Genomic DNA, 25090 nt, shown 5'->3' with positions numbered 1-25090 from the left:
GCTTTGCTGCCTTATCGCTATCGAACCGCGCGGTTCATCCCGCCGTCAGACAATATACTCTGCCCATTGATATATCGAGCGCCGTCGCTGGCGAGGAACACACAGGCTTGTCCTATTTCTTCAAACGTGGCTGGCCGCTGCGCCGGGATTTCTTGGCGTGCCCTTTCTGAAAGGTTCACGTTCTCGCAGAATCCAGGCAGAAGGTTGTTCATTCGAATGTTGTGCCGCGCATAACGATCTCCGTATAACTTTGAGAAACTGTGCAAGGCACCGCGCAACATGCTCATGGGGTAGGGCGCGCGCGGTTCGATTGTGTTCATGGATGAGATGTTTACGAAAGCGCCACCGCCTTGTTCGATTAATATGGGCGTGACGATCCGGGCGATCTTGACGACATTCAGCACGTACATATCCAGACTTTCGTGCCACAACTCGTCGCTCAATTCCAAAAGCGGCCCGTCAAAATCAGGATCGAAACCAACCGTTTTTATTGCTTCCGGCACCGTTCCACCGTGACCCATATTGCTGACGATTGCATCAATCCGGCCATATTTGCTCATGGTGTCGTCGATCATCGCTTGCAGATCTTCAACATCCAAAACCGAGCCGCGGCGACCAATGCCTCCAAGCTCTTCGGCCAGTTCTACCGAACGATTGGACGGCGACATCAGCGAGACCTTGTAGCCAGCTTTGGCCATTTCGATGGCACAGCCCCGGCCTATGCCCTGTCCTGTACATGTCATCAGCGCGACTTTGACTTGGGGCATGGGGTTTCCTTTCTTCCAGCCTAAGGCGGTGTGAGGTTTTTCGGACTGGCGTCAGTGTAACGTCTTTGAAATAAAACCACCTATCGAATTTAAGGGGCATTACTGTTAGATTTTCTCATATGGCTGAAAACCTCAGACACCTTCGTGCGCTTCAGGCATTTGATGAAACGGCGACCCATTCCAGCCTGACGAAGGCTGCGGATGTGTTGAACGTAACGCATGGGGCAATCAGCCGGCAAATCAAGCTGCTGGAGCTTCACCTTGGTGTGACACTCTTTCATCGCCGCCCCAACGGTGTAGAACTGACCAACGCTGGGGAACGGCTGTACCAATCAACGCGCGGTGCGTTTTCAGCGTTGCAATTGGGCGTAATGGAGGTAAAGCGGCTGCATCACCGGCAGTCGATTACTGTGTCTTTATCCACCTCTTTGGCGCTTAAGTGGCTTGTGCCTTCGCTCAGTTCGTTTCAACAGGCGCACCCCGGCATCTCATTGTTGCTGGATACCAACGATACCTTTGCGGATTTTGACAATTCCGAGGTCGATGTCGCGTTGCGGTTCGGAGAACCTAATTGGGGCGGGCTATATCACGAGCGAATTAGACAAGAAGAACTTATTGTTGTCGCAGCACCCTCAATTGTTGAAGACAGACAGCTACCAATGAGGCCCGAGGATGTGGCGAATCTTCCACTGCTACACGATGCATTCAACGTCGGTTGGGAAAGCTGGGCCGCGCAGGTTGGGCTGAGCGCTGATCGGGTCAGATCGCAAAACATCAAATATGTGGATAGTGCGGTTCTTTTGGAGGCCGCGATAGACGGGCAGGGCGTTGCGCTGGCAAGGCATCTCTTGGCCGAAAGGGATTTGGAACTCGGCCGGTTGATCCGTCTGGACGAAAGCCGCGTTCCCTTGGATCGCGGGCTCTATTTCGTCTGTCGGCCCGGCGACCAAGATCGGGTCAACGAGAGATTATTCAAAGAATGGCTCATGTCGATTTAACCGTCTGATTTCCTAAGTGCCAAGCCGATCCTTCGGCGCTGCAATCATGCAAACGTGAGCAAGCGACTAGCAACGAAATGGACAGTTGTAGGATTTGCAAGTCTTCGCGCGTCCTTGCACCATGTGAGCAATGCAGGGAGACAAGAATGTTATATGCAATCACAATCTATGGAGAGCCGGGCGTGTTCGAAGCGCTGCCCAAGGAGCGACAGGACGAAGTAATGTCAGGCCATGGCGCGCTGCAATCGGCGCTATCCGAACGCGGGGAGTTCGTATCGATGAAGCTGATGCCGCCGACCTCTGCTGTAATGGTCGAGCCCGCTTCGTCAGAAGGCGCAATGCCGCTGATCACCGACGGCCCATTTGCCGAAACCAAGGAGAACTTCCTTGGGTTTTATGCTGCCGAATTCAAAGACCTGGACGAGGCATTGGAATTCGCAAAAATGATTTCGTCCCCTGTTGCAAGGCTTGAAGTGCGACCAGTGGCCTGGGCTGGCGGCGTGATCTCGTCGGAATAGATCATGTCTGACTGGCTTGAGGCCACTTTCACTCTGCACCGTCCGCGTGCGCTTGCGGCCCTGACCCGGTATTTCCGGGATATCGACATGGCCGAAGAGGCGTTTTCGGATGCATGCCTCAAGGCGCTGACGGTTTGGCCCAAAGATGGGGCCCCTCGTGATCCGTTGGCGTGGCTGCTGACGACTGCGCGTAACTCTGGCCTTGATCATGTGCGCAAATCACAACGCCGCGCCGCAATCCTGTCCCGTCATGTAGAGGAGTTTCAGCCGATGCCAACTGAGACACCAGATCCTGACGAAATGCGTGATGACGTGTTGCGGCTTCTGTTTATCTGCTGCCATCCGGAGTTAGACCGGCGAGACCAGATTGCCATCGCATTGCGCGTGGTTTTGGGGCTGAGCGTGGACGAAATCGCGAGCGGCTTCCTAATCAAGCCCAAGACCATGGAACAGCGGATCACCCGTGCCAAAAAGAAGATTGCGAGCAATCCGATTGCTTTCGAAACACCCAGCCCGGCAGAGCGGGGGGCGCGCTTGGGCGAAGTTTCCCTGATGGTCTACCTGATGTTCAGCGAAGGATGGTCAACCTCGGCCGGTCCAAAACAAATCAAGCTTACCTTGTGCGAAGAAGCGATCCGGCTGGCCCGTCTACTGGCGGCGCTGTTTCCGGCGATGGGGGAACAGGCCGCCTTACTAGCATTATTGCTTTTCCAGCACGCTCGGCGACATGCGCGCATTGATACAGACGGAAAGCTTGTCCCGTTGGATGATCAGGATCGCAGTCTTTGGGACCGCGCGGACATCGCCGAGGCGACGGGTCTTTTACAGAAGGCCCAGCGAACCGGTCATCATGGTGTTTACATCACACAGGCTGCAATCGCTGCAACGCATTCCCGTGCGGCTTCTGTGGCCGACACGGACTGGGCTTCGATCGAAAGCCACTACGCTGCCCTATATGTGTTGCAGCCAACGCCCGTTATCCGTCTCAACCAGATCGCGGCCCAGGCCAAGCTGCACGGCCCGCATTATGCGCTGAAAGCGATGGAACTTCTGGCGCAGGATTTGTCCACCTATCGCTGGTTCCATGCAATGCGTGGAGGGCTTTTGCAGGAAACCGGTGAACACCAGGCAGCGATCGCAGCCTTTGAAACGGTGATGTCACTTGGCCCAACTGCGCCCGAACGTGTTGCGATCATGGAAAAAATTGCAACCAGCAAAGAAAATTTGCGCCGCATGTAGGCGTGGCCACGCGTCGCGCGTCCTTGGATCAGACCCGTATGTGACGGGCGAAACCAAGGGAGATACCCATGAGTATTTTAGAAATGACCACCGTCGGAAACTCTGGCTGGATCGGACATTCCGGCCCAGATCAGGGTAAAGCCAAAGCCTTTTATCAGGAAGTGCTGGGCTGGACGATCAACGACATGCCAATGCAGGATGGGTCGAGCTATTCTGCTGCTGTCGTCGGCGAAACTGCCATTGGTGGCTTTTCCCCAATGCCAGAGGATCAGGGAAGCTGGACCATCTTCTTTACCGTGGCCGACGTGGACGCCAGTGTCGCAAAGGCTAAGGCCAAAGGTGCCGCGATTGTTCAACCTGCCATGGACATGCCGGGGGTTGGCCGCATGGCCACTCTGACTGACCCGCAGGGGGCACGCTTTGCTTTGATCACCTACGAAAGCATGGCGTCCTAAGCACGGCCGGAAAGGAGGCATCATATGGAACAGGTTCCGCAGATCGCGCTGGTTGTCATAGCCATTTTCGTTTTGATGAGCATTCCGATGGCGATAGCCGTTGGTGTGCGCCGCACCAAGACCGGGATTTCTCTGCTCCACGGCGAGGATGAAAGTTTGCTGCGGCTGATGCGGGCGCATGGCAACTTCATCGAATATGTGCCACTTGCGCTGCTGGCCCTAGCAGGGGCCGAGATCGCGGGAACTGCGCCCTGGCTGGTCGCGACCTGCGGTGCAGTGCTGCTGCTTGCTCGCCTTGTCCACTATTTCAGCCTTAGCACTTCGGTGAACGGCAAAGGCCGTGCGGTTGGGGCGGCGCTGACGACCTTGTCCATGCTGGTACTTGCGCTGGCGATACTCTGGCAACTCTGGTTGGGCAACTGATGCCAGTGGATGAAGCACTCAACGCCCGCATGCGAGACGCTTTAGCCTCGCATGTGGGCATATCAGAAAAGCGAATGATGGGTGGTACGTGCTTCTTTTTGAACGGCAACATGCTGTGTGGTGCACGGCGTCAACAGGATGGCGTGGGCCGTTTCATGTTCCGGGTGGGAAAGAATAACGAACCTGCCGCATTGCAGGACCCCACCGCAGAGGCTGTGATTCATGGAGCCCGCAAGCTGGGTGGTTTTGTCCGCGTGGACGAAACAGATTGCGATGATGCGGCCTTGCTGCGGTGGCTGCACCTGTGCCTTGAACACGCTGCGGCGCTGCCCATGAAAGATTGAACGGAGAAACTTATGGCCCAATTCGATTGTTTCGCTCCAGAAGCGATAGGCTTCCTGCGAGAGTTGAAGGCAAACAACACCAAGGACTGGTTTGCAGCGAACAAAGCGACGTATGAGACCCAGCTTAAGGCGCCCGGCAAGCTATTCGTCGAGGATATGGAATTGGCCCTGCGTGACCTGACCGGGCAGGATCATGGCAGCAAGATCTTTCGCATTCATCGCGATGTTCGATTTTCGAAGGACAAGACGCCCTACAACGCGCACCTGCACATAGCATTCATTCCGACCGGACAGGCGGTTCAGCCTCCGATGTGGTTCTTTGGCCTTTCGCCAGAAAAGCTGTCCCTCGGTTGTGGGGTGTTTCAGTATGGCAAAGGGGCTTTGGACACGTTCCGCGATGCGATGGCAGGTCCTCTGGGCGGCGAGTTGATCGAGACCACCTTAGAGATGCAAAAGCAGGGTTTCCGGATCGGTGAGCCAGACTTGAAACGCGTTCCTTCTGGCTTTGACAAAGATCATCCCCATCAAGAGGCGTTACGGCGCAAAGGTTTTGCGGTTTGGAGGGACATAGATTCCACCACTTTCGTTCTTGAGCCGAAACTTACAGAGCGAACAACCGCCGCGTTCGCCGAGCTTTTGCCGGTGTTTCAGCTGCTTTCGCAGATCAAGTAGCCCGAATGCATGCACTCTATGAGCAGCAATAGCTGCAGGTTGCAGCTGGTGAAGCCGTGGATCACGGCGGCCCGACGCCCGGTGTTGTCTCCACACGGCGTTCAAACCGGGTACCTAGCCCAAGGCGATGCCCATAAGTGACGGAATTATGTTGATTGGGACGGTCTCGCAGTGGTTAATCAACGTATTAGAAATGCCGATCCGACAGAAGATACCGTTATTGTTGGGTTAGAAACCCTTGATGTTTCACCTCTGTTTCCACGCAGCCATTTACTTTGCTGCCTGAGATTGAAAGCGCGACCAGTAGGTCATTCTGACGGTTTTCTGGGATTATGTTGGAATAAATTGAAGGAGCGAACTGATGTACTACAAGTATTTTAGATCAGCAGTTGCTGTTGCCGCGATTGTCGCAGGACCTTCGACAGCACAAGAGATTGCTGACACCATCTACACGGGTGGTCCCATCTTAACGATCAATGATGAACAGCCGACAGTCGAAGCCGTAGCCGTCAAAGACGGACGTATCCTTGCGGTAGGTGATCTTGCAGAAGTCATGAATGCCCAGGGTGATGCTACCGAACTGTTCGATTTGGATGGCCGGACGATGCTCCCGGGGTTTGTCGATAGTCATGGGCACGTTGTGTTTGGTGGTTTGCAAGCGCTCTCGGCCAATTTACTGGCTCCGCCTGACGGAGGTGTAACGGACATAGCAAGCCTTCAGGATACGCTGCGCGATTGGTTAAGCGAAAATACCGAAGCAGTCGAACGTACAGGTGTTGTTATTGGCTTTGGATACGATAACGCGCAACTTGCAGAGCTGCGGCATCCGACCCGTGCGGACCTGGACACAGTTTCGACTGATCTGCCTATCATCATAGTGCATCAATCCGGTCATCTCGGGGTCGCCAACTCCAAAGCGCTTGAACTTGTTGGCTTTGATGCGTCCACTCCGGATCCGGCAGGTGGCATAATACAACGAGACGGCGACGGAGAACCGAATGGAGTTCTTGAGGAATATGCGTTCTTCGGTGCGCTTGTCCCAATTCTGGGCCAACTAGGGCCGGAAGCCCTGTTGGCATTCGCCGAAGCGGGCGCCGAGCTTTGGGCGAGTTTTGGGTATACGACGGCGCAGGATGGGCGCTCTTCGGCAGAGGTTGTTGAAGCCCTCAAAGCCGTTGCCGCCGAGGGCAAAATCCCGATCGATGTCGTGGCGTTTCCCGACGTTTTGGAGGCACAAGACTATATCGCCGAAAACGCCTCAGCCGACTACTCAGACGGTATTCGCGTTGGCGGCTGTAAGTTGACTATTGATGGGTCACCACAGGGTTTTACGGCGCTTCGGGATCGGCCCTACTACAATCCGGTGGGCGACTACCCGGCAGGCTATGCCGGCTATGCTGCGGTAACGATGGAACAAGTACAGGAGGCTGTAAACTGGTGTTACGAGAACGGCTTCCAGATCATAACGCATGCCAATGGCGAAGGTGCCTCGGATATGCTGATCGCGGCGTTGGAGGTTGCACAAGCCAAATACGGTGACCCGGGAAATCGCCCGGTACTGATCCATGGTCAGTTCATGCGGGAAGATCAGGTGGATGCCTACAAACGCCTTGGCGTGTTTCCGTCGCTTTTTCCGATGCACACTTTTTATTGGGGGGATTGGCATCGGGACCACACTGTTGGGCCAATCAATGCGGAAAACATCTCACCCACAGGTTGGCTCGTTCAACGAGACATGAAGTTCGGATCGCACCATGATGCCCCGGTGGCGTTTCCGGACAGCATGCGCATTCTTGATGCAACTGTCACACGCCGGACCCGTTCAGGGGACATTCTTGGGCCGCACCAGCGCGTTGATGTAATGACCGCCTTGAAGGCTTTAACGATCTGGCCTGCCTGGCAGCATTTCGAGGAGGACCAAAAAGGCTCGATCGAGGTGGGAAAGCTCGCGGATTTTGTCCTCCTGGCACAAGATCCTACCGCTATTGATCCTGAAACGCTGGATCAGAACCGGGTCGTTGCCACAATCAAAGAAGACGAAACAATCTTCGAAGAAGGAATACGAGAAGGACATCTGAACTATAGACCACGCGGCAATGGCAACGATCCCTATGCGGATTTCTTGCGGTCGTTTGCAATTGCCCAAGAGATGCAAAACTCGCCCGGCGCGCTAAGCCGGATACGTCCATCAGTTCTGTCCCGCGCACCGCATTCGGGTGCTTGTGTGGTAGGCACGCTAGGGGACATTGTTACGGCATCGCTTATTGTAACAGCTAGTGATAGCCAATAGCTGAACACAGGGAAGCCAAACTGTGCTGGTCGCGCATTGATCTTCAATGCCTGGATAGGGGGCGCCTACTAGTAAGCAATGAGGCCTCTTGAACAGTCGAGGCATAGAACACAGCTTAGGCAGCGGATACTGCTCTTAGTAAAGTCGCTATCGGTATTGCCTCAAAGCGACATGGGGCCTTGCGCACGCTTGAAATTCGACAACTTGCAGATGACTGTAACCTGTTGGCCTCTACACAGTGCGATGAGCGCCCAACGACTGACGCAACCGAATTTCCGTTGGAAGCTCAACGCTCTGAGCATTCGTACCATCCCGCAACATCTGGATGAGCATGCCGGCTGCCCGACGGCCCATATCGCGGTGCGGGACATGGACAGTCGTAAGTGCTGGTTCAGCTAGCATTGCAATTTCGATATCGTCGAAACCTGTGATTGAGATATCCTTGGGCACCTTAAGCCCCATTGCTCGGGCCGCGCGCAATGCCCCTACAGCCAGAACGTCGTTCACACACATTACGGCTGTCGTTTGAGGTGCTCTTGCCATGATGTCGCGAAAAGCGATTTCGCCAGTCTCGACGCCGTAAGGAGTTTCAACGATTAGCAGCGAGCCAGGGTTTTGTCCTGCCTCGGCCTTTGCTTGGCGAATGCCTTCTACGCGTCCCCGTGCCCGATCATTTGAACCAATCGGCGCAGAAATACAGGCGATGTGTTGGTGCCCTTGTGCGATGACCTCTCGCGCAAGAGCCGACATCGCGGTTCGGTTATCAAAACCGACGGCTGGACGCGCCTCATCGGAGTTGAACGACCAGGAGATAAGTGTCGGAACCTGCCGCTTCTCCAAGAATTCATAGATGCCAGGCGCGCGATCATATCCGATCAGCAAAAGCCCGTCTGCACCCCGTGCCACCAAGGCGCGCACCTGTTGCTCTTCAAGTTCGGCATCGTAGGCCGAAGATGCGACCAGCAGGGTTTTTCCGTGCCGCACCAGTTCTTCCTGGAACGCCTGCAAACCACGCGCGAAAACGGCGTTTTCCATAGTTGGGATCACGGCAGCAATGGTGTTTGTCTGGCGCGCCGCAAGGGCCTGCGCGCCGAAATTTGGCGCATACCCAAGCTCGTTTACCGCCGCGAGCACGCGTTCGCGTGTGGCATGTCCGACCCGGTCGGGTGAGTTCAAGCAGCGCGAGACCGTTGCGGTCGACACGTTTGCCAGACGTGCGACATCAGCAAGGGTCGGGACTGGGTTTTCGTTTCCGTTCTGAGCCATGATCAATCTTGTCTTTATGGACTGGCTCCTAGCCCAAGTCACGTTTCAGCAAAAGGATGAAGTTATTGACAAGTGTGCCATAGTCGCAATGTAAGCGCTTGCATCATAAAATGTAAGCGCTTACATTGCGTGCGACTCAGTGCGAGACCGTGGATGGGTTTGGGAGGACACATGCCATACTTGATAGCAGCAATATTACTGCTCGCGTTTGTTGCGAACGTGGTGATCGGAGCGGTCACGAAAGCGCCTCTGGTCAATAATGTCTGGGAAATGCTGATTTTGTTTGCGGCGGCCATCGCCTTTTCGGTCGGCATTCTTCGCAGCGAAGCACAAGAAATTTCGGAGGAAAAACCAAAGGAATAAATCCGAAAAAGTCCAAACGGGAGGAGAACACACATGGACAAGACCAAACAGGAGCTCGCGTCGGCCGAGCGGCGAAATTTTCTAAAGCTAGCGGGCACGGGTTCGTTCACAGCTGCCATGGTGGCGGGTGCAGCCGGGACTTTGTGGTCCAGCGAGGCAGCAGCTCAGACGGCCGCCGAGGAGCGTGATCGCGAGAACGCTGCTGAATTCAAAATGACGTTGGCGACGGCTTATGTACTGGGCGCATCTCGTAGTTATCCGATCATGCAGCTGGACCTGAAAGAAAACATCCAGAACATGACGAATGGTAAGATCTACGTGAAACTTGCCCCCGGCGGTCAGCTGGGCGCTGGCGGCGCTTTGGCGCAGGCTGTGCAAGGTGGAACCATTCAAGCCGCGCAACATTCGCTTTCGAATTTCGCGCCTTTCGCGAGCGTGGTTGATCTGATCAACCTTCCGTATTTCTGTGGATCCAATCAGCGGTTCACCAACCTGACTTCATCTGAAGCGTGGAAAGCAGAAGTTGACCCCAAGATCGCGGCATCAGGGTTCAAGGCGCTGATGTATATCGTGATCGACCCACGAGTCGTCGCGGTTCGCAAGGGGGGCAACGCGATTATCACGCCCGGAGATATGTCTGGTGTGAAATTCCGCGTGCCTGGCTCGAAAATGCTGCAACAGTATTACGGGATGGTGGGTGCAAACCCGACGCCTGTTGCGTGGGGTGAAACGCCGTCAGCGATCCGGCAAGGCGTCGCAGATGCGCTTGATCCCTCAGTGGGCGCGCTGCATGTCTTTGGCTTTGGTGAGATCCTCAGCCATGTGACCTTCACTCAAGCGGTGCCTGACAGTCAGGTCTATTCGATCAACCTTGAATGGTTTGATAGTTTACCGATGGACGTCAAGGAAGGTATCGAGTTTGCGGGCGAAGTCACCCAGCAGCAGAACCTGTCCAAAGTACCTTCGGCACGGGCCTATGCGATGTCTCAATTGATCGCAAACGGTGTGGAGTTCCACTCGCTCAGCGAAGATCAATTGGCCGAATGGAAAGAGGCCGGTGGTTATCAGCGCAGCGAATGGGACAGCTTCAAGACCGAGCTGGCCGGATCGATGGATGCGTTCGCCAAGCTGGAAGAAGCCGCAGATACGCGTGCGAAATACTACGTGCACGACGCCTGATCGCGTCTCTGGGTCGACGCCTTGGGCGTCGGCTCACCAGATGTTTGCTCACCCAAAACACCACTAGAACACGTCGGCCCCGCGCGGCGGTAGTGAGGATGCTATGTCTCAGCTCTTTCGAGCGATTGATAAAAATGCTGAACGTTGGCTGCTGTTAGTCTTCTACGTCATGCTCGTCGGCACGATGTTCATCGAAGTGGTCCGGCGCGAGGTCTTTGCCTACTCGTCCATCTGGGGCGAAGAAATCGTCCGGTACGCGTTTATCTATCTCGCATGGATCGGTGCTGCCGCCGCGGTCAAGGAACGCGGGCATATCCGCATCGATGTTCTGATGCACTATGTCCCGCGCACGGTCAAAACGCTGCTCTACATCTTCGGCGACATCGTTATGTTCATCGTGGCGCTCGTCGCGATCTACTGGTCGTGGGAGACGGTTCACGTGTCCTGGAAATTCGGATCCGTCACGCACGGTCTACGGATCAGCCAGGTCTTTTTCCTCATGGCGGTGCCGTTTGGTTTCGCACTGGTCATCTTCCGGCTGGTGCAATCTTTCCTCCGCGATGTTGCCGACCTTCGAACGGGCCGTCCCGTTTACGAAGGCGACAAGTTGTTCGATTAAAGGGGGGCCTAAGCCATGATGTGGCAACAACTCGGCGGTCAAACGCTGGAACTTGGATGGGACTTCTACGCCTCTGTCATTCTTTTCGTCGCTCTAGTGGCGCTCGCCGTACCGGTTTGGGCCGCAATCGGTGCAGCTTCGATCACGATGCTTCTCATGTCGGGCGCGCTTCCGCTGAGCCTCGTTGGTGAAAAGCTGTTCTCAGGCATCGACGCCTTTGCACTAACGGCTGTGCCGTTATTTATCCTGACAGGTGACGTGCTTGTCCGAACCGGGCTCAGTCGGAAATTCCTTGATGTGGCCGAAGCTTTGACCTGCTGGGCTAAGGGTGGGTTCGGATCGGCCACTGTTCTGGTCTGTGGTATGTTCGCGGCGATCTCAGGATCGGACGCAGCAGGTGCGGCTGCGGTCGGACGCATGACCATCGACCGACTGGTTGAGAGCGGTTACCCTCGCCCATACGCCTGTGCGCTGGTCGCGGCGGGGGCCTGTACCGGAATCCTTATCCCACCCTCCATCGCCTACATCATCATTGGCCTCGTGCTGGGTATAGCAGTCTCAACCTTGTTCCTCGCCGCGCTGATCCCCGGCCTTCTGATCCTGACGGCGATCCTCATCACCAATGTTGTGATGAACCGACTGAACCTTTGGGAAGGTGGCGGGATGATGACCGCAGCCGAATGGCGCGCGAACCTGTGGAAGACGGTTAAGTCCGGCTGGTACGCTTTCCTTGTCCCCGGCATCATCTTCTACGGCATCTTCTCGGGTAAACTGACCCCGACCGAGGCAGGCGCTGTGGCGGTCGTTGTGACCATATTCATTGGGTTTATCCTTGGCACCCTGAAGCTTTCGGATTTCCCGGCGATGCTGGTCAGTTCGGCCAAGGTCAACGGCGTAATTCTTCCGATCATCGCCTTCTCGATTCCGCTGGCCGAAGCGTTAGCGATCATCGGCGTGCCGCAGGGATTTGTCGGAGCTCTGACCTCCGTCAGCAGTAACGAATTCGTACTGATTGCTATGATGGTTCTGATCCTGATCATTGCGGGCTGTGTCATGGAGACGACGCCCAATATCGTGATCTTGGCGCCGATCCTGTACCCATTGGCGCAAGAGATCGAGATGAACCAGATTCAGTTCTGCATCATGATGATCACGGCGCTGGGTGTGGGCTTCATCACGCCGCCATTGGGGCTGAACCTGTTCGTTGTGTCGGGGATCACGGGGGAATCGATCCTCAAGATCGCCTACCGCGCCATCCCGTTTGTTTTCTTCATGCTGATCGTGACGTTGATGATCGCCTATATCCCGGCGTTCTCTACTTCGCTGTTGCCTGATGTCTATCGATAAGCCGCCGAAAGACGCGGTAAGAAAAGGACCTAATTAATGACCCGTGAATACCTGAAGAAAGCCACGCTGACCGCGCGCAGCGGAGCGTCGGATGTCAGCGAAATTGTTCAGGGAATCCTGACTGATATCGAAACAGGTGGCGATGCTAAGGCATTGGAATACGCCGCCAAATTCGACAATTACGAAGGCAACGTCATTCTCAGCGATGACGAAATTCAGGCTGCGATGGATGCTGTCCCGGAAAAGCTGAAGCGTGATATCGAGTTCAGTCACAGCAACGTCAAACGCTTTGCCGAGGCGCAAAAGGCATCAATGACCGACATCGCGGTCGAGGTCGTGCCGGGCCTGACTGCCGGCCAAAAGATGATCCCGGTGGATGCAGCCGGTTGCTACGTCCCAGGCGGACGCTATAGCCATATCGCCAGCGCGATCATGACGGTCACCACGGCAAAGGTGGCGGGATGTAAGCACATTGTCGCGTGCTCACCGCCGCGCCCGGATGTTGGTATCGCGCCTGCGATCGTCTACGCGGCGCATATCTGTGGCGCGGATAAGATCATGGCCATGGGTGGCGTGCAGGGCGTTGCGGCTATGACCTTCGGGCTGTTCGACCTTCCCAAAGCCAATATTCTTGTGGGCCCCGGCAACCAGTTTGTGGCCGAAGCAAAGCGTATACTGTTCGGGCGTGTCGGCATCGACATGATCGCGGGGCCGACCGACAGTCTTGTGCTTGCGGATGTCACCGCTGACCCGATGGTTGTTGCGACCGACCTCGTTGGGCAGGCCGAGCACGGGTATAACTCACCGGTCTGGCTGGTCACCGACAATCGCGATCTGGCCGAAGAAGTCATGCGCCTGGTGCCCGTCTTGATCGAGGACCTGCCCGAGGTGAACCGCGAAAACGCAACCGCTGCGTGGCGTGACTATGCCGAAGTCATCCTGTGCGTGGATCGCGAAGAAATGGCCGCGACATCGGATCAATACGCGCCGGAACATCTCACGGTGATGGCGGATGATCTTGATTGGTGGCTGGATCGACTGACCTGCTACGGGTCGCTCTTTTTGGGCGAAGAGACCACGGTTGCCTTTGGCGACAAGGCCTCGGGCACCAATCACGTGCTGCCAACAAGTCGAGCGGCCACGTACACGGGTGGTCTCAGCGTGCACAAATACATGAAGATCGTAACGTGGCAGCGCTCGACCGTCGATGCGATGAAGCCGATAGCGCAGGCGACCGCCCGTATCTCGCGTCTTGAAGGTATGGAGGGGCATGCGCGTACCGCGGATATTCGGCTGGCCAAATTCTTCCCCGATGAAAACTTTGACCTGACAGCCGAAGACTGACCCAACCCGTGACCTATCATCCTGATCTCACTGGACATACCGCTCTTGTGACCGGGGCCAGCTCCGGCCTTGGACGCAGAGCGGCAGAGGTATTGTCGCATGCCGGCGTTAAGGTCGTGGGCGTCGCGCGACGTGCAGAAGCGTTGGCCGAGCTGGATCAGGTTCATGCGCTGCCATGGGATCTTTCGGATCGCGATCGGTTGGCAGAGCTGGCCGCTGCCGCATCACAGCCGTTTGGGCCCCCGGATATTCTGGTACATGCCGCCGGGATAAACACGCGCGAGGCTGCGGATGATGTATCGCCTGAAGGGTGGGACATCACACTGGGATTAAACTTGACGGTTCCTTTCTTTTTGTCGCAGCACCTTGTGCCTGAAATGAAGACCAAGGGTTGGGGGCGGATCGTCAATTTCGCTTCGCTTCAATCCAGCAGAGCCTTTCCCGGAGGGCTTAGCTATGGCGCGTCGAAGGGTGGTATAGCGCAACTGACACGGGCAATGGCCGAGGCCTGGTCTTCAAGCGGGATATGCGTAAACGCAATCGGCCCGGGGTTCTTCCGAACCGAGCTGACGGCTGCGGTGTTCGATGATCCTGAACGTGCCGCCCGCAACGCTGCACAAACCTGCATCGGTCGAAACGGTGAACCCGAAGACCTTGATGGCCCACTGCTTTTCTTTTGTTCCGATGCCTGCGCCTACGTGACCGGACAGGTTCTGATGGTCGACGGGGGGTTCACGGCGAAATGAAAGCTCTGGTCTACACCGATGTCGAAACGCTTGAATACCGCGATTTCACAGATCCGGAACCAGGCCCCGGTGAAGTTCTTGTCCGCATCGCCAGCGTCGGGATATGCGGGTCCGACATGCACGCCTATCTGGGCCATGATGACCGACGACCCGCACCGCTGATCCTCGGCCATGAAGGGGCAGGGGTGACGGCTGATGGTCGCCGCGTGACGATCAACCCGCTGGTGACTGACCCTAGAAGTGCCGCAAGCCGGTCCGGGCGCGAGAATCTGTGCCCGTCGCGACAGATCATCTCTATGCCACCGCGCGAAGGCGCTTTTGCCGAGTATGTCTCGGTACCAGAGCGCAATCTGATTGAAGTGCCTGAACACGTCACGCTTGAACAGGCTGCGCTGGCCGAACCGATAGCCGTGAGTTGGCATGCGGTGCGGCTTGGGCTCGCAGCCTTGCACCCGGCAGATGAACGACGGGCGCATGTGATCGGCGGCGGCGCCATTGGTCTGGCAGCAGCGCTGGCGTTAAACGCGATGGGGGTCAAGAAAGTCACTCTGTCAGAACCGAATGCAGTCCGCGCTGAATATCTGCGCGAACACTGCGGGATCGACGTGGTGGACCCGCCAGAGCAGGACATCCCCTTGGTGATCGACGCTGTGGGTTTCGCAGCCACCCGCGCCGTTGCCTCGGCACTCGTTAGCCCCGGCGGGGTGATCCTGCATATCGGCCTTGGCAGTTCTGAAGGGGGCCTCGATATCCGGCGTATTACGCTGCAGGAAATCACCCTGATCGGCACTTACACTTATACCGCACAGGACTTCCGCGACACCTGCAGCGCCATGTTTGATGGCCGCCTTGGCCCGCTTGACTGGGTCGAAACGCGTGGGCTGTCCGACGGGACCGCTGCCTTTGCAGACATTCGCGCAGGCCGAACGCTTGCGCCGAAAACCATCCTTAAACCATAGCGAAAACCGGAGACGTTGATGTCAAATCCAGCCCCAAACGAAATACCGCACCTTTTGGTGCATGAAGATGAAGACAATGTCGGTGTTGTGGTGGTCGAAGGCCTGACCGCGGGCACTGACATGCTGTGTTGTATTACTCACGACAATTCGACCTTTCGCCTGACCGCAGGCGCGGATGTTCCGATTGGCCATAAGATTGCGCTCAAAGACCTCAAGGACGGGGATACCGCGATCAAGTACGGCGAGGACATCGGCAAAATCATCGCAGACATTCCGCAAGGCGGGCATGTCCATACGCATAACTGTAAGACCAAGCGCTGGTAAGGGGCTAATATCATGAGCAAATATTCGAACATGACCGTCATGGGCTACCGGCGCGAAAATGGCCGCGTTGGCGTGCGAAACCACGTGCTGATCCTGCCCGTCGATGACATTTCCAATGCTGCGTGCGAAGCGGTGGCCAATAACGTCAAAGGCACGCTGGCGATCCCGCATGCCTATGGTCGACTGCAGTTTGGCGAAGACCTCGAACTTCATTTCCGCACGATGATCGGCACCGGAGCCAACCCGAATGTGCATTCGGTAGTCGTCATCGGGATCGAGCCCGGATGGACCAAGCGCATTGCAGACGGCATCCGCGAGACCGGCAAGGAAGTGGCCGAGTTTTCTATCGAACAGAAGGGCGATTTCGAAACCATCCGTCGCGCTTCTTGGGCGGCCAAGGACTTTGTCCATAAGGCAACCGAGGTTCAACGCGAGGAATGCTCGATCAACGAGCTGTGGATCTCGACCAAATGTGGTGAGAGTGACACGACGACGGGTCTGGGTTCTTGTCCGACCGTTGGCAACATGTATGACAAGTTGCTGCCTGAAGGGATCACCGGGTTCTTTGGTGAAACATCCGAGATTACTGGTGCGGAACATATCTGCCAGAAACGTGCCATCAACGAAGAGGTCGGCGAGCGTTGGTACAAGATGTGGAAGGCCTATCAGGACGATGTGATTTTCGCGCATCAAACCGATGACCTGAGCGACAGCCAACCGACAAAGGGCAATATCGAGGGTGGCCTGACCACGATTGAGGAAAAAGCGCTGGGCAATCTCGAAAAGATTGGTCGCACCTCGCAATACATTGATATTCTGGAACCAGCCGAACAGCCGAGCTCGGGCAAAGGGCTTTACTTCATGGACAGCTCTTCGGCGGCGGCGGAATGCGTGACGCTGATGGCCGCAGGTGGTGCGGTGATCCATACCTTCCCAACAGGGCAGGGGAACGTGGTGGGCAATCCAATCGTTCCGGTCATCAAAATTACCGCCAACCCGCGCACGGTGCGCACTATGAGCGAGCATGTAGATGTTGATGTCTCGGGCATTCTGCGCCGTGAGCAAACCATTGATGAGGCTGGCGATGCGCTGATCGATATGATCCGTCGAACCGCAAACGGTCGCAACACAGCGGCGGAAGCACTGGGGCATCGAGAGTTCTCAATGACCAAGCTGTACCGCAGCGCCTAAGAACCCGCGCGGCGGTCATCTGCAATTGCAGTGGCCGCCCGTATCTTTGGGAAATCCCATTGAAATAGCAATAATGCCCTGGTCTTGGACGTCACCTCAACCCAGTAGGAGTGCCCTACATGTACAAATCCATCTTGATCCCCGTTGCAATCGATCATGAAGAACTGGTTGCCGACAAAATCGCCACGGCGCGCAAGCTCTTGGCCGCAGGTGGAAAGATTACATTGCTCACTGTTTTGGAACAGATACCGGGCTTTGCTGCAGAGTTCGTGACCGTAAAGTCCGAGAACCATCTGACCGACAAAATCATGGGGTCTCTCAAATCGATTGCCGGAGAAGAAACCGATGTTGTTTGTCAGGTCGAGACTGGTAAGCCCGGGGTACGTATCACCGAAGTCGCGCGCGAGATCGGCGCTGATCTGATCATTGTCGGGGCACATCACCCTTCGGCGATGGACTATTTCCTTGGTTCTACAGCTGCGCGCGTATCGCGCCGGGCATCGTGTTCCGTCTTGATCCAGCGCCCTCAGACCTGAGGGAACTGCTAGGCGTTAGGTAGCACTTGTAATCAAGCCAGCCGAGAAGGCTGTCGTTTAGGCGACTTCAATCCGATGTAAGCCCAGGCGGTGTCTTTGCCGATTGGTTCGAACTTGGTGCTCGATATAGGGTAATTTCATCGTCCCAGATATTGTTGGCATTGATAAGTCAATCGGCATTTAATCGATCTGAATTCAATGATCCGGGAGAGCCAGCATGAATGTTTTACCTCTTACGGGTGGGCTGGGGGCCGAGATTACCGGGGCGGATGTCCGGTGCGAAGATCAGTTTGATGAGATCCAATCCGCCTTCGCTGAGCATTCCGTCATTGTCCTGAGAAACCAACACATCAGCCCGAAAGAGCATCTGGAATTTGCACGCAGATTCGGACCGATCAATGTGAACCGCTTCTTTAAGCCAGTGGATGGGCATCCAGAGATCGCGACGGTTTTGAAAGAGAAAGATCAGAAAGAGGCAGTGGGAGAAGGGTGGCACACCGACCACTCTTACGATCAAGAACCTGCGATGGGGTCGCTCCTGCACGCTTTGGAGGTTCCGCCCTATGGTGGTGATACTCTGTTTGTTTCCATGGCTGCCGCTTACGAGGCTTTGTCGCCTGCAATGCGGGGTTTTCTGGATGGACTATGGGCGGTGCATTCCTCGCGCCATGTGTTTGGCGCCAACACTATGGACTCAGAGGCTGCTAAAAGCGGTCGGCTGGGCAATGCCCAAGCGGCCACGCAAGACGCTTTGCATCCTGTTGTGATTACGCATCCGCTGAGCGGTAGGCGTGGATTGTTCGTCAATCCTGTTTTCACCACCGACATCAAGGGGTTAAATATGGATGAATCTGCTGCGGTGCTGAATTTGATTTATGATCATTGCAGACAACCGGAATTCCAATGCCGTGTTCGCTGGCAAGCAGGGGATATCGCGATTTGGGACAACCGCGCCACCTGGCACAAGGCGATTAACGACTATCACGGGTACCGACGTCTAATGCACCGGGTCACGGTTGAGGGGTGCGGCCTGTCCTAGTGATCCAGAATCTTGGTTTCTGCGATTCAGTCGGGACTTGGCTTTAAAGCGTTCCCTCGATTCGTGGCGGCATGTTGAATGAGGCGTCACGCATCGCATTGAGGCATTATTTCATGGAGCCGGAGCGCTCGCTGAGTTTTAACTTGCATTAATTGGAACGTTCCACTAATAAATTTGGAACGTTCCAACTATTGGGGAAGAAAAAGATGAACTGGGTTTTTGTCGGAGCGAGCACCGTAGCTTCGCAACAGATGTTGGACGCGGTACGTCAGCAGGGCGGCAACCAAGTAAAGTGGATCGTCAGCAATTCTTCTGATCGGGTTCAAAACTGGGCCAAAGACCACGATATTCCTAACGCCACGACAGACCTGAACGCGGCGCTTTCAGATGAAGCTGTGAACGCCGTTTACATTTCATCCACCAACGAAAAACACCATTCACAGGCGATGGCAGCCATTTCGGCTGGAAAGCATGTTCTATGCGAAAAGCCGCTTGGGATGACCCAAGCTGAAGCTCTCGAGATGGTGAACGCTGCCCAGGCTGCAGGCGTGACGTTTGGTACAAATCATCACCTGCGCTGTTCAGGCAGTCATCGCGCCATTCGCGACCTCATTACCAATGGACGTATCGGCGATGTTCTTTCACTCCGCATTCATCACGCTGTGCATTTGCCTGAGAGCTTGCAAGGATGGCGTATCAATTCTGCCGATGCTGGCGGTGGTGTGATCCCCGATATCGTCGTCCATGACGCCGATGTCACCCGTTTCCTGCTTAACGAAGACCCAGCTTCGGTGGTTGCGCAAATGGCTAGTTCGGGGATGGGGCAGGGGGTCGAAGATTCCTGCATGTCTGTCTGGACCATGCCTTCGGGCGCGATGGTTATGGCCCATGAAAGCTTTACGCACCCATTTGCCGGGACAGGTCTTCAGGTGCATGGAACCAAGGGGTCGATCTTTGCGGAAGGAGTGATGACGCAGCGCCCGGTTGGAAAAATCGAACTGGTTACAGATGCTGGTCGTGAAGACGTCCCATTTTCTGATCACTCGCTTTACGCTCAGGGCGTGTCAGAGTTCGTTGCCGCGACAGTGGGTAGTGGGCGCCCGGCGGCCGATGGTCCGGATGGGATAAAGTCACTTTCCATAGCTCTCAGCGTTCGTGAGGCTGCAGCCTCAGGCCAGCGCGTCGACGTCGATTATGGTGGCTTCTGATGTCCAAGCTTGTGTCAGTCACGCAGGCCGTTTCCCGTATTCCCGACGATGCGGTTGTGACCGTGTCGTCGTCCTCGGCTCTGGGATGTCCAGACCTTGTCCTCAAGGCGCTGGGCGAGCGGTTTCGCGCTGAAGGACATCCTCGCAATATCACTACGCTTCACCCGATTGCCGCCGGAGACATGTATGGGGTCAAGGGGATGGACTATCTGGCGCAGGACGGCTTGTTAAGCCGCGTACTGGCCGGGTCATATCCCTCGGGCCCCTCAAATCTTGAGATGCCGGAAATCTGGAAGATGATCGTCGAGGATCGGGTTGCGGCCTACAACGTGCCCTCGGGTATCTTGTTCGATATGCATCGCGAGGCCGCCGCGCATCGCCCCGGTGTTTTGACGCAGGTCGGGCTTGAGACATTCGTGGATCCCGTGCGTGAGGGTTGCGCGATGAATGCGCGTGGCGCGGCAGAGCCCATCGTGTCCAGAAGAGAATTCGACGGTCAGACTTGGCTGCACTTCCCCAACATCAACCCGAATGTCTGTGTGCTGCGCGCGACAACGGCGGACGAGTTCGGAAATCTGACATATGAGCACGAAGGGGCCTATTTGGGTGGGCTGGAACAGGCAATCAGCACGCGCAATCACGGCGGGCTGGTGATCGCGCAGGTGCAGCGCGTGACAGCCGAGGGCAGCCTGCGCCCGCATAACGTGCGTGTTCCGGGTCATTTGGTCGATCTGATCGTTGAAGACCCTGAGCAGATGCAGACAACCGAAACGCCTTACGATCCTGCCATTTCCGGCCAGATTATGCGCCCATGGGATAGTTTCTCGTTGGCCGAACACGGTGTGGAAAAGATCATCGCCCGCCGTGCCGCGCAAGAGCTGCGCGCCGGCATGAGCGCCAATCTGGGTTTCGGCATCAGCGCAATGGTACCGCGCATTCTGCTGGAGGAAGGTCATCCAAAGGCCGTGACTTGGGCAATCGAACAAGGTGCCGTGGGTGGTGTACCATTGACCGGATTTGCATTTGGGTGCGCATCCAACGCACATGCATATGTGCCATCCCCGCAGCAATTCATCTACTTTCAGGGGGGCGGGTTCGACATGTCGTTCCTCTCGTTCCTCGAGGTTGATGTCGAAGGCAATGTGAATGTCTCGAAACTGGGTAAAAAGCCATATCTGACCGCAGGGTGCGGTGGCTTTGTCGATATCACCGCGCGCGCCAAAAAAATCGTGTTCTCAGGATGGTTCGAAGCTGGTGCCAAGATTGATCTGACTGATGACGGCATCAAGGTCGGTGCGCCCGGCAAGTTCACCAAGATGGTGGATAAGGTGGAGCATGTCACGTTCTCTGGCAGCCGCGCGCGTGAAACCGGTCAGGACGTGCTTTATGTGACCGAACGGTGCGTCATTCGCTTGACGGACGAGGGCTTGGTTGCAACGGAAATCATGCCAGGCATCGATGCGCAGCGCGACATCGTTCAAGCGTCCGATGGGCGGGTCAAGGTCGCCGAAAATGCTCTTCAGATGCCGATATCTCTGTTCACCGAAGGTCCGATGGGGATGAAGCTGTGAGCAATCTTGGGTTTCATATTGAGGATGGAACTGCTGTCCTTACGCTGGACAATGCGACCAAGTTGAATGCCCTGACCCTTGATATGCTGGATGCATTGGAAACTCGCTTGGTTGAGGTTGAGCGCGACACTTCAATTCGTGCTATCGTCTTGACCGGAGCTGGCGAAAAGGCGTTTTGCTGCGGCGCAGATATCGGTGCATGGGGCGGCCTCAGCCCAGCAGAGTTCGCGCGCCACTGGGTGCGCGATGGTCATCGCATTTTCGACCGTCTGGCCCGTATCGGAAAGCCGACGATTGCGGCGATCAATGGACATGCTTTCGGGGGCGGGCTGGAGCTTGCAAGTTGCTGCGATTTGCGCCTGATGGCACCCCGCGCCACGCTTGCCTTGCCTGAAGCCCGTGTGGGGATCGTTCCGGGATGGTCCGGCTCTCAGCGGCTGACGCGGCTGATCTCGGAAACTGCGGTGAAGGAAATGGCTTTGTTCGGACGCCGGATCGGCGCCGATCGCGCCCTGGCCTTGGGCTATGTGACAGAATTGGCGGAAGCCCCCCTTTCACGGGCGCTTGAGATTGCATCCGAACTTGTCTCGCTATCGCCGCGCGCGACAGAAATCTCAAAAAACATGATCCATGCTGCGGTTGGTGAAGACGCCCACGCGGTTGTCGAAGCTTTGGGCAGCGCCGCAATTGCTGCCTCAGCCGACCGCGAAGAAGGTGTTGCCGCCTTCATGGAAAAACGAAACCCCAATTTCTCGGGTCTGTGACAACATGAAAGATATCACCATTAACCCTGCCATCCCGTTTGAGTTGCCGCCGTTGTTCGAAGGCCGTCATCTCATTGATGGCGTTTGGCAAGACAGCGCCTCGGGTCAAAAGTTCGAGCGCCGCTCGCCTTCGCATGGGCATATTGTCAGCCGTTCCGCTTTGGGCAGTGAGGCAGATGCCGAGGCGGCGATCAATGGTGCACGCAAAGCATTCGACAGCGGGGCCTGGAGCCGCGCGTCAGGTAAGGAACGCGCAACCGTCTTACTGAAGGTTGCAGACCTGATCGAGCAAAACGTGGAGCGGATCGCCCTGATCGAAACGCTGGAAAGCGGAAAGCCGATCAGCCAGTCGAAGGGCGAGGTCGGTGGGGCAGCGGATCTCTGGCGTTACGCCGCTTCACTTGCGCGCAGCACCCATGGCGACAGCCACAATACGTTAGGCGCTGACATGATGGGTGTCGTGCTGAAAGAGCCGATCGGTGTGGTGTCAATTATCACGCCCTGGAACTTCCCGTTCTGGATCCTAAGCCAGAAACTGCCATTTGCGTTGGCTGCGGGATGCACCGTTGTCGTCAAGCCATCCGAGATGACGCCATCAACAACCTTGATACTGGGAGAGTTGCTGATCGAGGCGGGTCTGCCCGCGGGAGTTTGCAACATTGTGCTGGGCTACGGCGTTCACGTCGGAAGCGTGATGTCCAGCCATGAAAGCGTGGATATGATCAGCTTTACCGGCTCAACAGCGGTGGGCAAGAAGATCAGCGAAGTTGCATCGGATACGTTGAAGAAAGTCGCACTGGAGCTAGGAGGAAAGAACCCGCAGGTTATCTTTCCAGATGCCGATCTGGACGCGGCAGCCGACGCAGTGGTTTTCGGGGTTTATTTCAACGTTGGCCAATGCTGCAACTCCAGCAGCCGCATCATCGTTCACGAAGACATTGCCGATGAGTTCCGCGAACGCATCATTGCATTGTCGCGCCGGGTCAAGTTTGGCGATCCCTTGGATCCGACGACGCAGGTCGGAGCGATCGTTACACCTGAGCATAACGCCAAGATTGATGCCTTCGTCAAAGATGCTCAAGCGGCAGGCGCAACGGTTGAGCTGGGCGGTGATACAATACAAGTCGAGGGGCTGGGCAATCAGTTCTATCAGCCTACCATTGTTACCAACATTCAACCCGATATGCCGATTGCCCGCGACGAGGTTTTTGGACCGGTCCTGTCAGTCTTGACGTTCAAAACACTGGACGAAGCGATCGCGCTGACCAATGATAGCGCTTACGGTCTGTCGGCAGGGGTCTGGAGCGAGAACGTTCATACCTGCCTGGAATTTGCCCGTCGTGCAGAAACGGGAACGGTTTGGACCAATACCTGGATGGACGGATTCCCCGAGGTTGCTTTCGGTGGGTTCAAGCAATCCGGGCAGGGGCGGGAAATCGGACGCTACGGGTTCGAGGAATTTTTCGAAGTGAAATCAGTGGTCATGCGCATCGGCAACAGCCGCGCGCCATGGGTTCCGCAAGACTAAGACAGGGCACTGAATTGGGTCCGAAAAAGAAGAACGCATTAAGGGAGGATACAAGAATGCGTAATCTGCTGAAGACAAAATCGTTGATTGTGGCGGGTCTGCTCTGCACGACCAGCCTGGCGCAAGCCGAAGAGGTTGAGGTTCTGCACTGGTGGACCGCCGGTGGCGAGGCCGCGGCACTGAACGTGCTGAAAGAGGACTTGGCTGGGCAGGGTGTCGGTTGGACCGATATGCCGGTCGCAGGCGGAGGTGGCGAGCAAGCCATGACCGTATTGCGCGCCCGCGTTACTGCAGGGAATGCGCCAACCGCCGTCCAGATGCTGGGTTTTGACATTTTGGATTGGGCCAATCAGGGCGCGCTGGCTGATCTGAACGAGGTTGCTGCCAAAGAAGGATGGGACGATGTCGTTCCGGACGCACTGAAGTCGTTTGCCAAGCATGACGGCAAGTGGGTTTCTGCCCCGGTAAACGTGCACTCAACCAATTGGGTTTGGGCGAACAAAGCAGTTCTGGACGCAAACGGAATTGCGCAACCGACCAACTGGGACGAATTTGTCGCGGCAGTTGATGCGCTGAAAGCCGCAGGTATAACGCCGATCGCACATGGTGGTCAGGCATGGCAGGACGCAACCATATTCGACGCGGTCGCAATGTCGACGTTGGGTCCAGATGGCTATAAGGCGGCCTTTGTTGATCTGGACGAAGCGACCTTGGGTGGCGATGCCATGAAAGAGGCTTTCGACCGGATGGCTTTCATTCGCGACAATGTTGATGAGAACTTCTCGGGTCGTGACTGGAACCTGGCGACCGCGATGGTCATCAATGGCGAGGCTGGTTTCCAGATGATGGGTGACTGGGCCAAGGGCGAATTCCTGAACGCGGGTAAGGTGCCCGGAGAAGACTTTTTGTGCTTCCGTTTCCCCGGTACAGCCGATCAGGTGACATTCAATGCAGACCAGTTTGCGATGTTCGACCAGGGCGGAGAGGTGTCGGCTGAGCAGGCCGCACTAGCCAGCGCGATCCTGTCGCCATCGTTCCAGATTGCCTTCAATAAGGTGAAGGGTTCGGTTCCTGCTCGTACTGACGTGGACGGCAGCGATCTGGATGCATGCGGCCAACAAGGCATGAAAGATCTGGCGGCTGCGGCTTCGTCCGGCAACCTGTTCGGATCGATGGCCCACGGCCACGCCGCACCGGCGTCGGTGAAGAACGCGGTCTATGACGTGGTGACCGCACACTTCAACGGTGAATATGACAGCGAAACAGCCGTGGTTGAACTGGTCGACGCTGTGTCTATCGCCAAGTGATCCCAAAGTGATCCTCCCGACGGGGCGGCGGCCTGGCCGCCCTGTCACCCAAAGGGCGCATAAGCTCTGATCTTGCAAACTCGAACGAGGAGG

26 protein-coding genes are annotated in these 25090 nt (G+C 56.2%); 24 read left to right on the top strand and 2 right to left on the bottom strand.

Going from position 1 to position 25090, the window contains the following annotated elements:
• Positions 1 to 17: 17 nt before the first annotated feature.
• Positions 18 to 767, bottom strand: coding sequence for an SDR family oxidoreductase (locus ACR0B3_RS10650; protein ID WP_480809036.1), 750 nt, complete (start codon positions 765 to 767; stop codon positions 18 to 20).
• 119 nt (positions 768 to 886) lie between these two features.
• Between ACR0B3_RS10650 and ACR0B3_RS10645 the strand changes: the two genes are divergently transcribed.
• The 8 genes from ACR0B3_RS10645 (at position 887) to ACR0B3_RS10610 (ending at position 7706) form a co-directional block, all read left to right on the top strand.
• On the top strand, positions 887 to 1765 hold the full coding sequence (locus ACR0B3_RS10645) for a LysR substrate-binding domain-containing protein (protein ID WP_480809035.1): 879 nt from the start codon (positions 887 to 889) through the stop codon (positions 1763 to 1765).
• Between the two features lie 146 nt (positions 1766 to 1911).
• Positions 1912 to 2283: a YciI family protein gene (locus ACR0B3_RS10640; RefSeq protein WP_480809034.1), complete on the top strand. Its 372-nt coding sequence runs from the start codon at positions 1912 to 1914 to the stop codon at positions 2281 to 2283.
• 3 nt (positions 2284 to 2286) lie between these two features.
• Positions 2287 to 3522 carry an RNA polymerase sigma factor gene (locus ACR0B3_RS10635; RefSeq protein WP_480809033.1) on the top strand — a complete coding sequence of 412 codons (1236 nt, stop codon included), beginning with the start codon at positions 2287 to 2289 and terminating at the stop codon, positions 3520 to 3522.
• Between the two features lie 68 nt (positions 3523 to 3590).
• Entirely contained in the window at positions 3591 to 3977 is a 387-nt protein-coding gene (locus tag ACR0B3_RS10630; RefSeq protein WP_480809032.1) for a VOC family protein, read from the top strand.
• A gap of 24 nt (positions 3978 to 4001) precedes the next feature.
• On the top strand, positions 4002 to 4400 hold the full coding sequence (locus ACR0B3_RS10625; protein ID WP_480809031.1) for an MAPEG family protein: 399 nt from the start codon (positions 4002 to 4004) through the stop codon (positions 4398 to 4400).
• Positions 4400 to 4744 (top strand): TfoX/Sxy family protein, encoded by a 345-nt coding sequence (locus ACR0B3_RS10620; protein ID WP_480809030.1) that lies wholly within the window; start codon positions 4400 to 4402, stop codon positions 4742 to 4744. The genes ACR0B3_RS10625 and ACR0B3_RS10620 overlap by 1 nt, the downstream gene beginning before the upstream one ends.
• A 12-nt stretch (positions 4745 to 4756) precedes the next feature.
• Positions 4757 to 5416: a DUF2461 domain-containing protein gene (locus ACR0B3_RS10615; RefSeq protein ID WP_480809029.1), complete on the top strand. Its 660-nt coding sequence runs from the start codon at positions 4757 to 4759 to the stop codon at positions 5414 to 5416.
• A gap of 361 nt (positions 5417 to 5777) precedes the next feature.
• The gene (locus ACR0B3_RS10610; RefSeq protein ID WP_480809028.1) at positions 5778 to 7706 is read left to right on the top strand and encodes an amidohydrolase; all 1929 of its coding nucleotides are present in this window, start codon (positions 5778 to 5780) and stop codon (positions 7704 to 7706) included.
• Positions 7707 to 7937: 231 nt separating this feature from the next.
• Here the strand turns inward: ACR0B3_RS10610 and ACR0B3_RS10605 are convergent, their stop codons facing one another.
• Positions 7938 to 8972 carry a LacI family DNA-binding transcriptional regulator gene (locus ACR0B3_RS10605; RefSeq protein ID WP_480809027.1) on the bottom strand — a complete coding sequence of 345 codons (1035 nt, stop codon included), beginning with the start codon at positions 8970 to 8972 and terminating at the stop codon, positions 7938 to 7940.
• Between the two features lie 153 nt (positions 8973 to 9125).
• Here ACR0B3_RS10605 and ACR0B3_RS10600 point away from each other — a divergent pair, with 153 nt between their 5' ends.
• The 16 genes from ACR0B3_RS10600 to ACR0B3_RS10525 all read left to right on the top strand — a co-directional run bounded on the left by ACR0B3_RS10600 (position 9126) and on the right by ACR0B3_RS10525 (position 24997).
• Complete coding sequence (locus ACR0B3_RS10600; RefSeq protein WP_480809026.1) at positions 9126 to 9335, top strand: hypothetical protein; 210 nt, start codon at positions 9126 to 9128, stop codon at positions 9333 to 9335.
• A 33-nt stretch (positions 9336 to 9368) separates the two neighbouring features.
• Positions 9369 to 10514, top strand: a complete 1146-nt coding sequence (locus tag ACR0B3_RS10595) for a TRAP transporter substrate-binding protein (protein WP_480809025.1) — start codon at positions 9369 to 9371, stop codon at positions 10512 to 10514.
• 103 nt (positions 10515 to 10617) lie between these two features.
• Positions 10618 to 11133 (top strand): TRAP transporter small permease, encoded by a 516-nt coding sequence (locus ACR0B3_RS10590; RefSeq protein WP_480809024.1) that lies wholly within the window; start codon positions 10618 to 10620, stop codon positions 11131 to 11133.
• Between the two features lie 15 nt (positions 11134 to 11148).
• Positions 11149 to 12480 (top strand): TRAP transporter large permease, encoded by a 1332-nt coding sequence (locus ACR0B3_RS10585; protein ID WP_170686360.1) that lies wholly within the window; start codon positions 11149 to 11151, stop codon positions 12478 to 12480.
• A gap of 36 nt (positions 12481 to 12516) precedes the next feature.
• Complete coding sequence (gene hisD / locus ACR0B3_RS10580; RefSeq protein ID WP_480809023.1) at positions 12517 to 13824, top strand: histidinol dehydrogenase; 1308 nt, start codon at positions 12517 to 12519, stop codon at positions 13822 to 13824.
• An 8-nt stretch (positions 13825 to 13832) separates the two neighbouring features.
• Positions 13833 to 14570, top strand: coding sequence for an SDR family NAD(P)-dependent oxidoreductase (locus ACR0B3_RS10575; RefSeq protein ID WP_480809022.1), 738 nt, complete (start codon positions 13833 to 13835; stop codon positions 14568 to 14570).
• Entirely contained in the window at positions 14567 to 15529 is a 963-nt protein-coding gene (locus tag ACR0B3_RS10570) for a zinc-dependent alcohol dehydrogenase (RefSeq protein ID WP_480809021.1), read from the top strand. The genes ACR0B3_RS10575 and ACR0B3_RS10570 overlap by 4 nt, the downstream gene beginning before the upstream one ends.
• An 18-nt stretch (positions 15530 to 15547) precedes the next feature.
• Positions 15548 to 15853 (top strand): UxaA family hydrolase, encoded by a 306-nt coding sequence (locus tag ACR0B3_RS10565; RefSeq protein ID WP_170758714.1) that lies wholly within the window; start codon positions 15548 to 15550, stop codon positions 15851 to 15853.
• A 12-nt stretch (positions 15854 to 15865) separates the two neighbouring features.
• Positions 15866 to 17044 (top strand): UxaA family hydrolase, encoded by a 1179-nt coding sequence (locus ACR0B3_RS10560; protein ID WP_480809020.1) that lies wholly within the window; start codon positions 15866 to 15868, stop codon positions 17042 to 17044.
• A 119-nt stretch (positions 17045 to 17163) separates the two neighbouring features.
• Complete coding sequence (locus ACR0B3_RS10555) at positions 17164 to 17580, top strand: universal stress protein (protein WP_170758712.1); 417 nt, start codon at positions 17164 to 17166, stop codon at positions 17578 to 17580.
• A 217-nt stretch (positions 17581 to 17797) separates the two neighbouring features.
• Positions 17798 to 18619 carry a TauD/TfdA dioxygenase family protein gene (locus ACR0B3_RS10550; RefSeq protein WP_480809019.1) on the top strand — a complete coding sequence of 274 codons (822 nt, stop codon included), beginning with the start codon at positions 17798 to 17800 and terminating at the stop codon, positions 18617 to 18619.
• Positions 18620 to 18825: 206 nt separating this feature from the next.
• On the top strand, positions 18826 to 19827 hold the full coding sequence (locus ACR0B3_RS10545; RefSeq protein ID WP_480809018.1) for a Gfo/Idh/MocA family protein: 1002 nt from the start codon (positions 18826 to 18828) through the stop codon (positions 19825 to 19827).
• Positions 19827 to 21398 (top strand): acyl CoA:acetate/3-ketoacid CoA transferase, encoded by a 1572-nt coding sequence (locus ACR0B3_RS10540; RefSeq protein WP_480809017.1) that lies wholly within the window; start codon positions 19827 to 19829, stop codon positions 21396 to 21398. Before ACR0B3_RS10545 ends, ACR0B3_RS10540 begins: the two co-directional genes overlap by 1 nt.
• Positions 21395 to 22162 (top strand): enoyl-CoA hydratase/isomerase family protein, encoded by a 768-nt coding sequence (locus ACR0B3_RS10535; protein ID WP_480809016.1) that lies wholly within the window; start codon positions 21395 to 21397, stop codon positions 22160 to 22162. Before ACR0B3_RS10540 ends, ACR0B3_RS10535 begins: the two co-directional genes overlap by 4 nt.
• A gap of 4 nt (positions 22163 to 22166) precedes the next feature.
• The gene (locus ACR0B3_RS10530) at positions 22167 to 23690 is read left to right on the top strand and encodes an aldehyde dehydrogenase family protein (protein WP_480809015.1); all 1524 of its coding nucleotides are present in this window, start codon (positions 22167 to 22169) and stop codon (positions 23688 to 23690) included.
• 56 nt (positions 23691 to 23746) lie between these two features.
• A complete protein-coding gene (locus ACR0B3_RS10525) occupies positions 23747 to 24997 on the top strand; it encodes an ABC transporter substrate-binding protein (protein ID WP_480809014.1) in 1251 nt (416 codons plus the stop codon).
• The last annotated feature ends 93 nt before the right edge of the window (positions 24998 to 25090 follow it).

The sequence above is a fragment of the Ruegeria sp. CE9 genome (genome assembly GCF_056537425.1).
The sequence above is the reverse complement of the archived record's forward strand: the minus strand, read 5'-3'. Positions and strand labels throughout refer to the sequence as shown.

Excerpts from the sequence above, each read along its gene's own strand:
- ACR0B3_RS10650 (WP_480809036.1), bottom strand. The coding sequence starts at position 767 with ATGCCCCAAGTCAAAGTCGCGCTGATGACATGTACAGGACAGGGCATA.
- ACR0B3_RS10645 (WP_480809035.1), top strand. The coding sequence starts at position 887 with ATGGCTGAAAACCTCAGACACCTTCGTGCGCTTCAGGCATTTGATGAA.
- ACR0B3_RS10640 (WP_480809034.1), top strand. The coding sequence starts at position 1,912 with ATGTTATATGCAATCACAATCTATGGAGAGCCGGGCGTGTTCGAAGCG.
- ACR0B3_RS10635 (WP_480809033.1), top strand. The coding sequence starts at position 2,287 with ATGTCTGACTGGCTTGAGGCCACTTTCACTCTGCACCGTCCGCGTGCG.
- ACR0B3_RS10630 (WP_480809032.1), top strand. The coding sequence starts at position 3,591 with ATGAGTATTTTAGAAATGACCACCGTCGGAAACTCTGGCTGGATCGGA.
- ACR0B3_RS10625 (WP_480809031.1), top strand. The coding sequence starts at position 4,002 with ATGGAACAGGTTCCGCAGATCGCGCTGGTTGTCATAGCCATTTTCGTT.
- ACR0B3_RS10620 (WP_480809030.1), top strand. The coding sequence starts at position 4,400 with ATGCCAGTGGATGAAGCACTCAACGCCCGCATGCGAGACGCTTTAGCC.
- ACR0B3_RS10615 (WP_480809029.1), top strand. The coding sequence starts at position 4,757 with ATGGCCCAATTCGATTGTTTCGCTCCAGAAGCGATAGGCTTCCTGCGA.
- ACR0B3_RS10610 (WP_480809028.1), top strand. The coding sequence starts at position 5,778 with ATGTACTACAAGTATTTTAGATCAGCAGTTGCTGTTGCCGCGATTGTC.
- ACR0B3_RS10605 (WP_480809027.1), bottom strand. The coding sequence starts at position 8,972 with ATGGCTCAGAACGGAAACGAAAACCCAGTCCCGACCCTTGCTGATGTC.
- ACR0B3_RS10600 (WP_480809026.1), top strand. The coding sequence starts at position 9,126 with ATGGGTTTGGGAGGACACATGCCATACTTGATAGCAGCAATATTACTG.
- ACR0B3_RS10595 (WP_480809025.1), top strand. The coding sequence starts at position 9,369 with ATGGACAAGACCAAACAGGAGCTCGCGTCGGCCGAGCGGCGAAATTTT.
- ACR0B3_RS10590 (WP_480809024.1), top strand. The coding sequence starts at position 10,618 with ATGTCTCAGCTCTTTCGAGCGATTGATAAAAATGCTGAACGTTGGCTG.
- ACR0B3_RS10585 (WP_170686360.1), top strand. The coding sequence starts at position 11,149 with ATGATGTGGCAACAACTCGGCGGTCAAACGCTGGAACTTGGATGGGAC.
- hisD (WP_480809023.1), top strand. The coding sequence starts at position 12,517 with ATGACCCGTGAATACCTGAAGAAAGCCACGCTGACCGCGCGCAGCGGA.
- ACR0B3_RS10570 (WP_480809021.1), top strand. The coding sequence starts at position 14,567 with ATGAAAGCTCTGGTCTACACCGATGTCGAAACGCTTGAATACCGCGAT.
- ACR0B3_RS10565 (WP_170758714.1), top strand. The coding sequence starts at position 15,548 with ATGTCAAATCCAGCCCCAAACGAAATACCGCACCTTTTGGTGCATGAA.
- ACR0B3_RS10560 (WP_480809020.1), top strand. The coding sequence starts at position 15,866 with ATGAGCAAATATTCGAACATGACCGTCATGGGCTACCGGCGCGAAAAT.
- ACR0B3_RS10555 (WP_170758712.1), top strand. The coding sequence starts at position 17,164 with ATGTACAAATCCATCTTGATCCCCGTTGCAATCGATCATGAAGAACTG.
- ACR0B3_RS10550 (WP_480809019.1), top strand. The coding sequence starts at position 17,798 with ATGAATGTTTTACCTCTTACGGGTGGGCTGGGGGCCGAGATTACCGGG.
- ACR0B3_RS10545 (WP_480809018.1), top strand. The coding sequence starts at position 18,826 with ATGAACTGGGTTTTTGTCGGAGCGAGCACCGTAGCTTCGCAACAGATG.
- ACR0B3_RS10540 (WP_480809017.1), top strand. The coding sequence starts at position 19,827 with ATGTCCAAGCTTGTGTCAGTCACGCAGGCCGTTTCCCGTATTCCCGAC.
- ACR0B3_RS10530 (WP_480809015.1), top strand. The coding sequence starts at position 22,167 with ATGAAAGATATCACCATTAACCCTGCCATCCCGTTTGAGTTGCCGCCG.
- ACR0B3_RS10525 (WP_480809014.1), top strand. The coding sequence starts at position 23,747 with ATGCGTAATCTGCTGAAGACAAAATCGTTGATTGTGGCGGGTCTGCTC.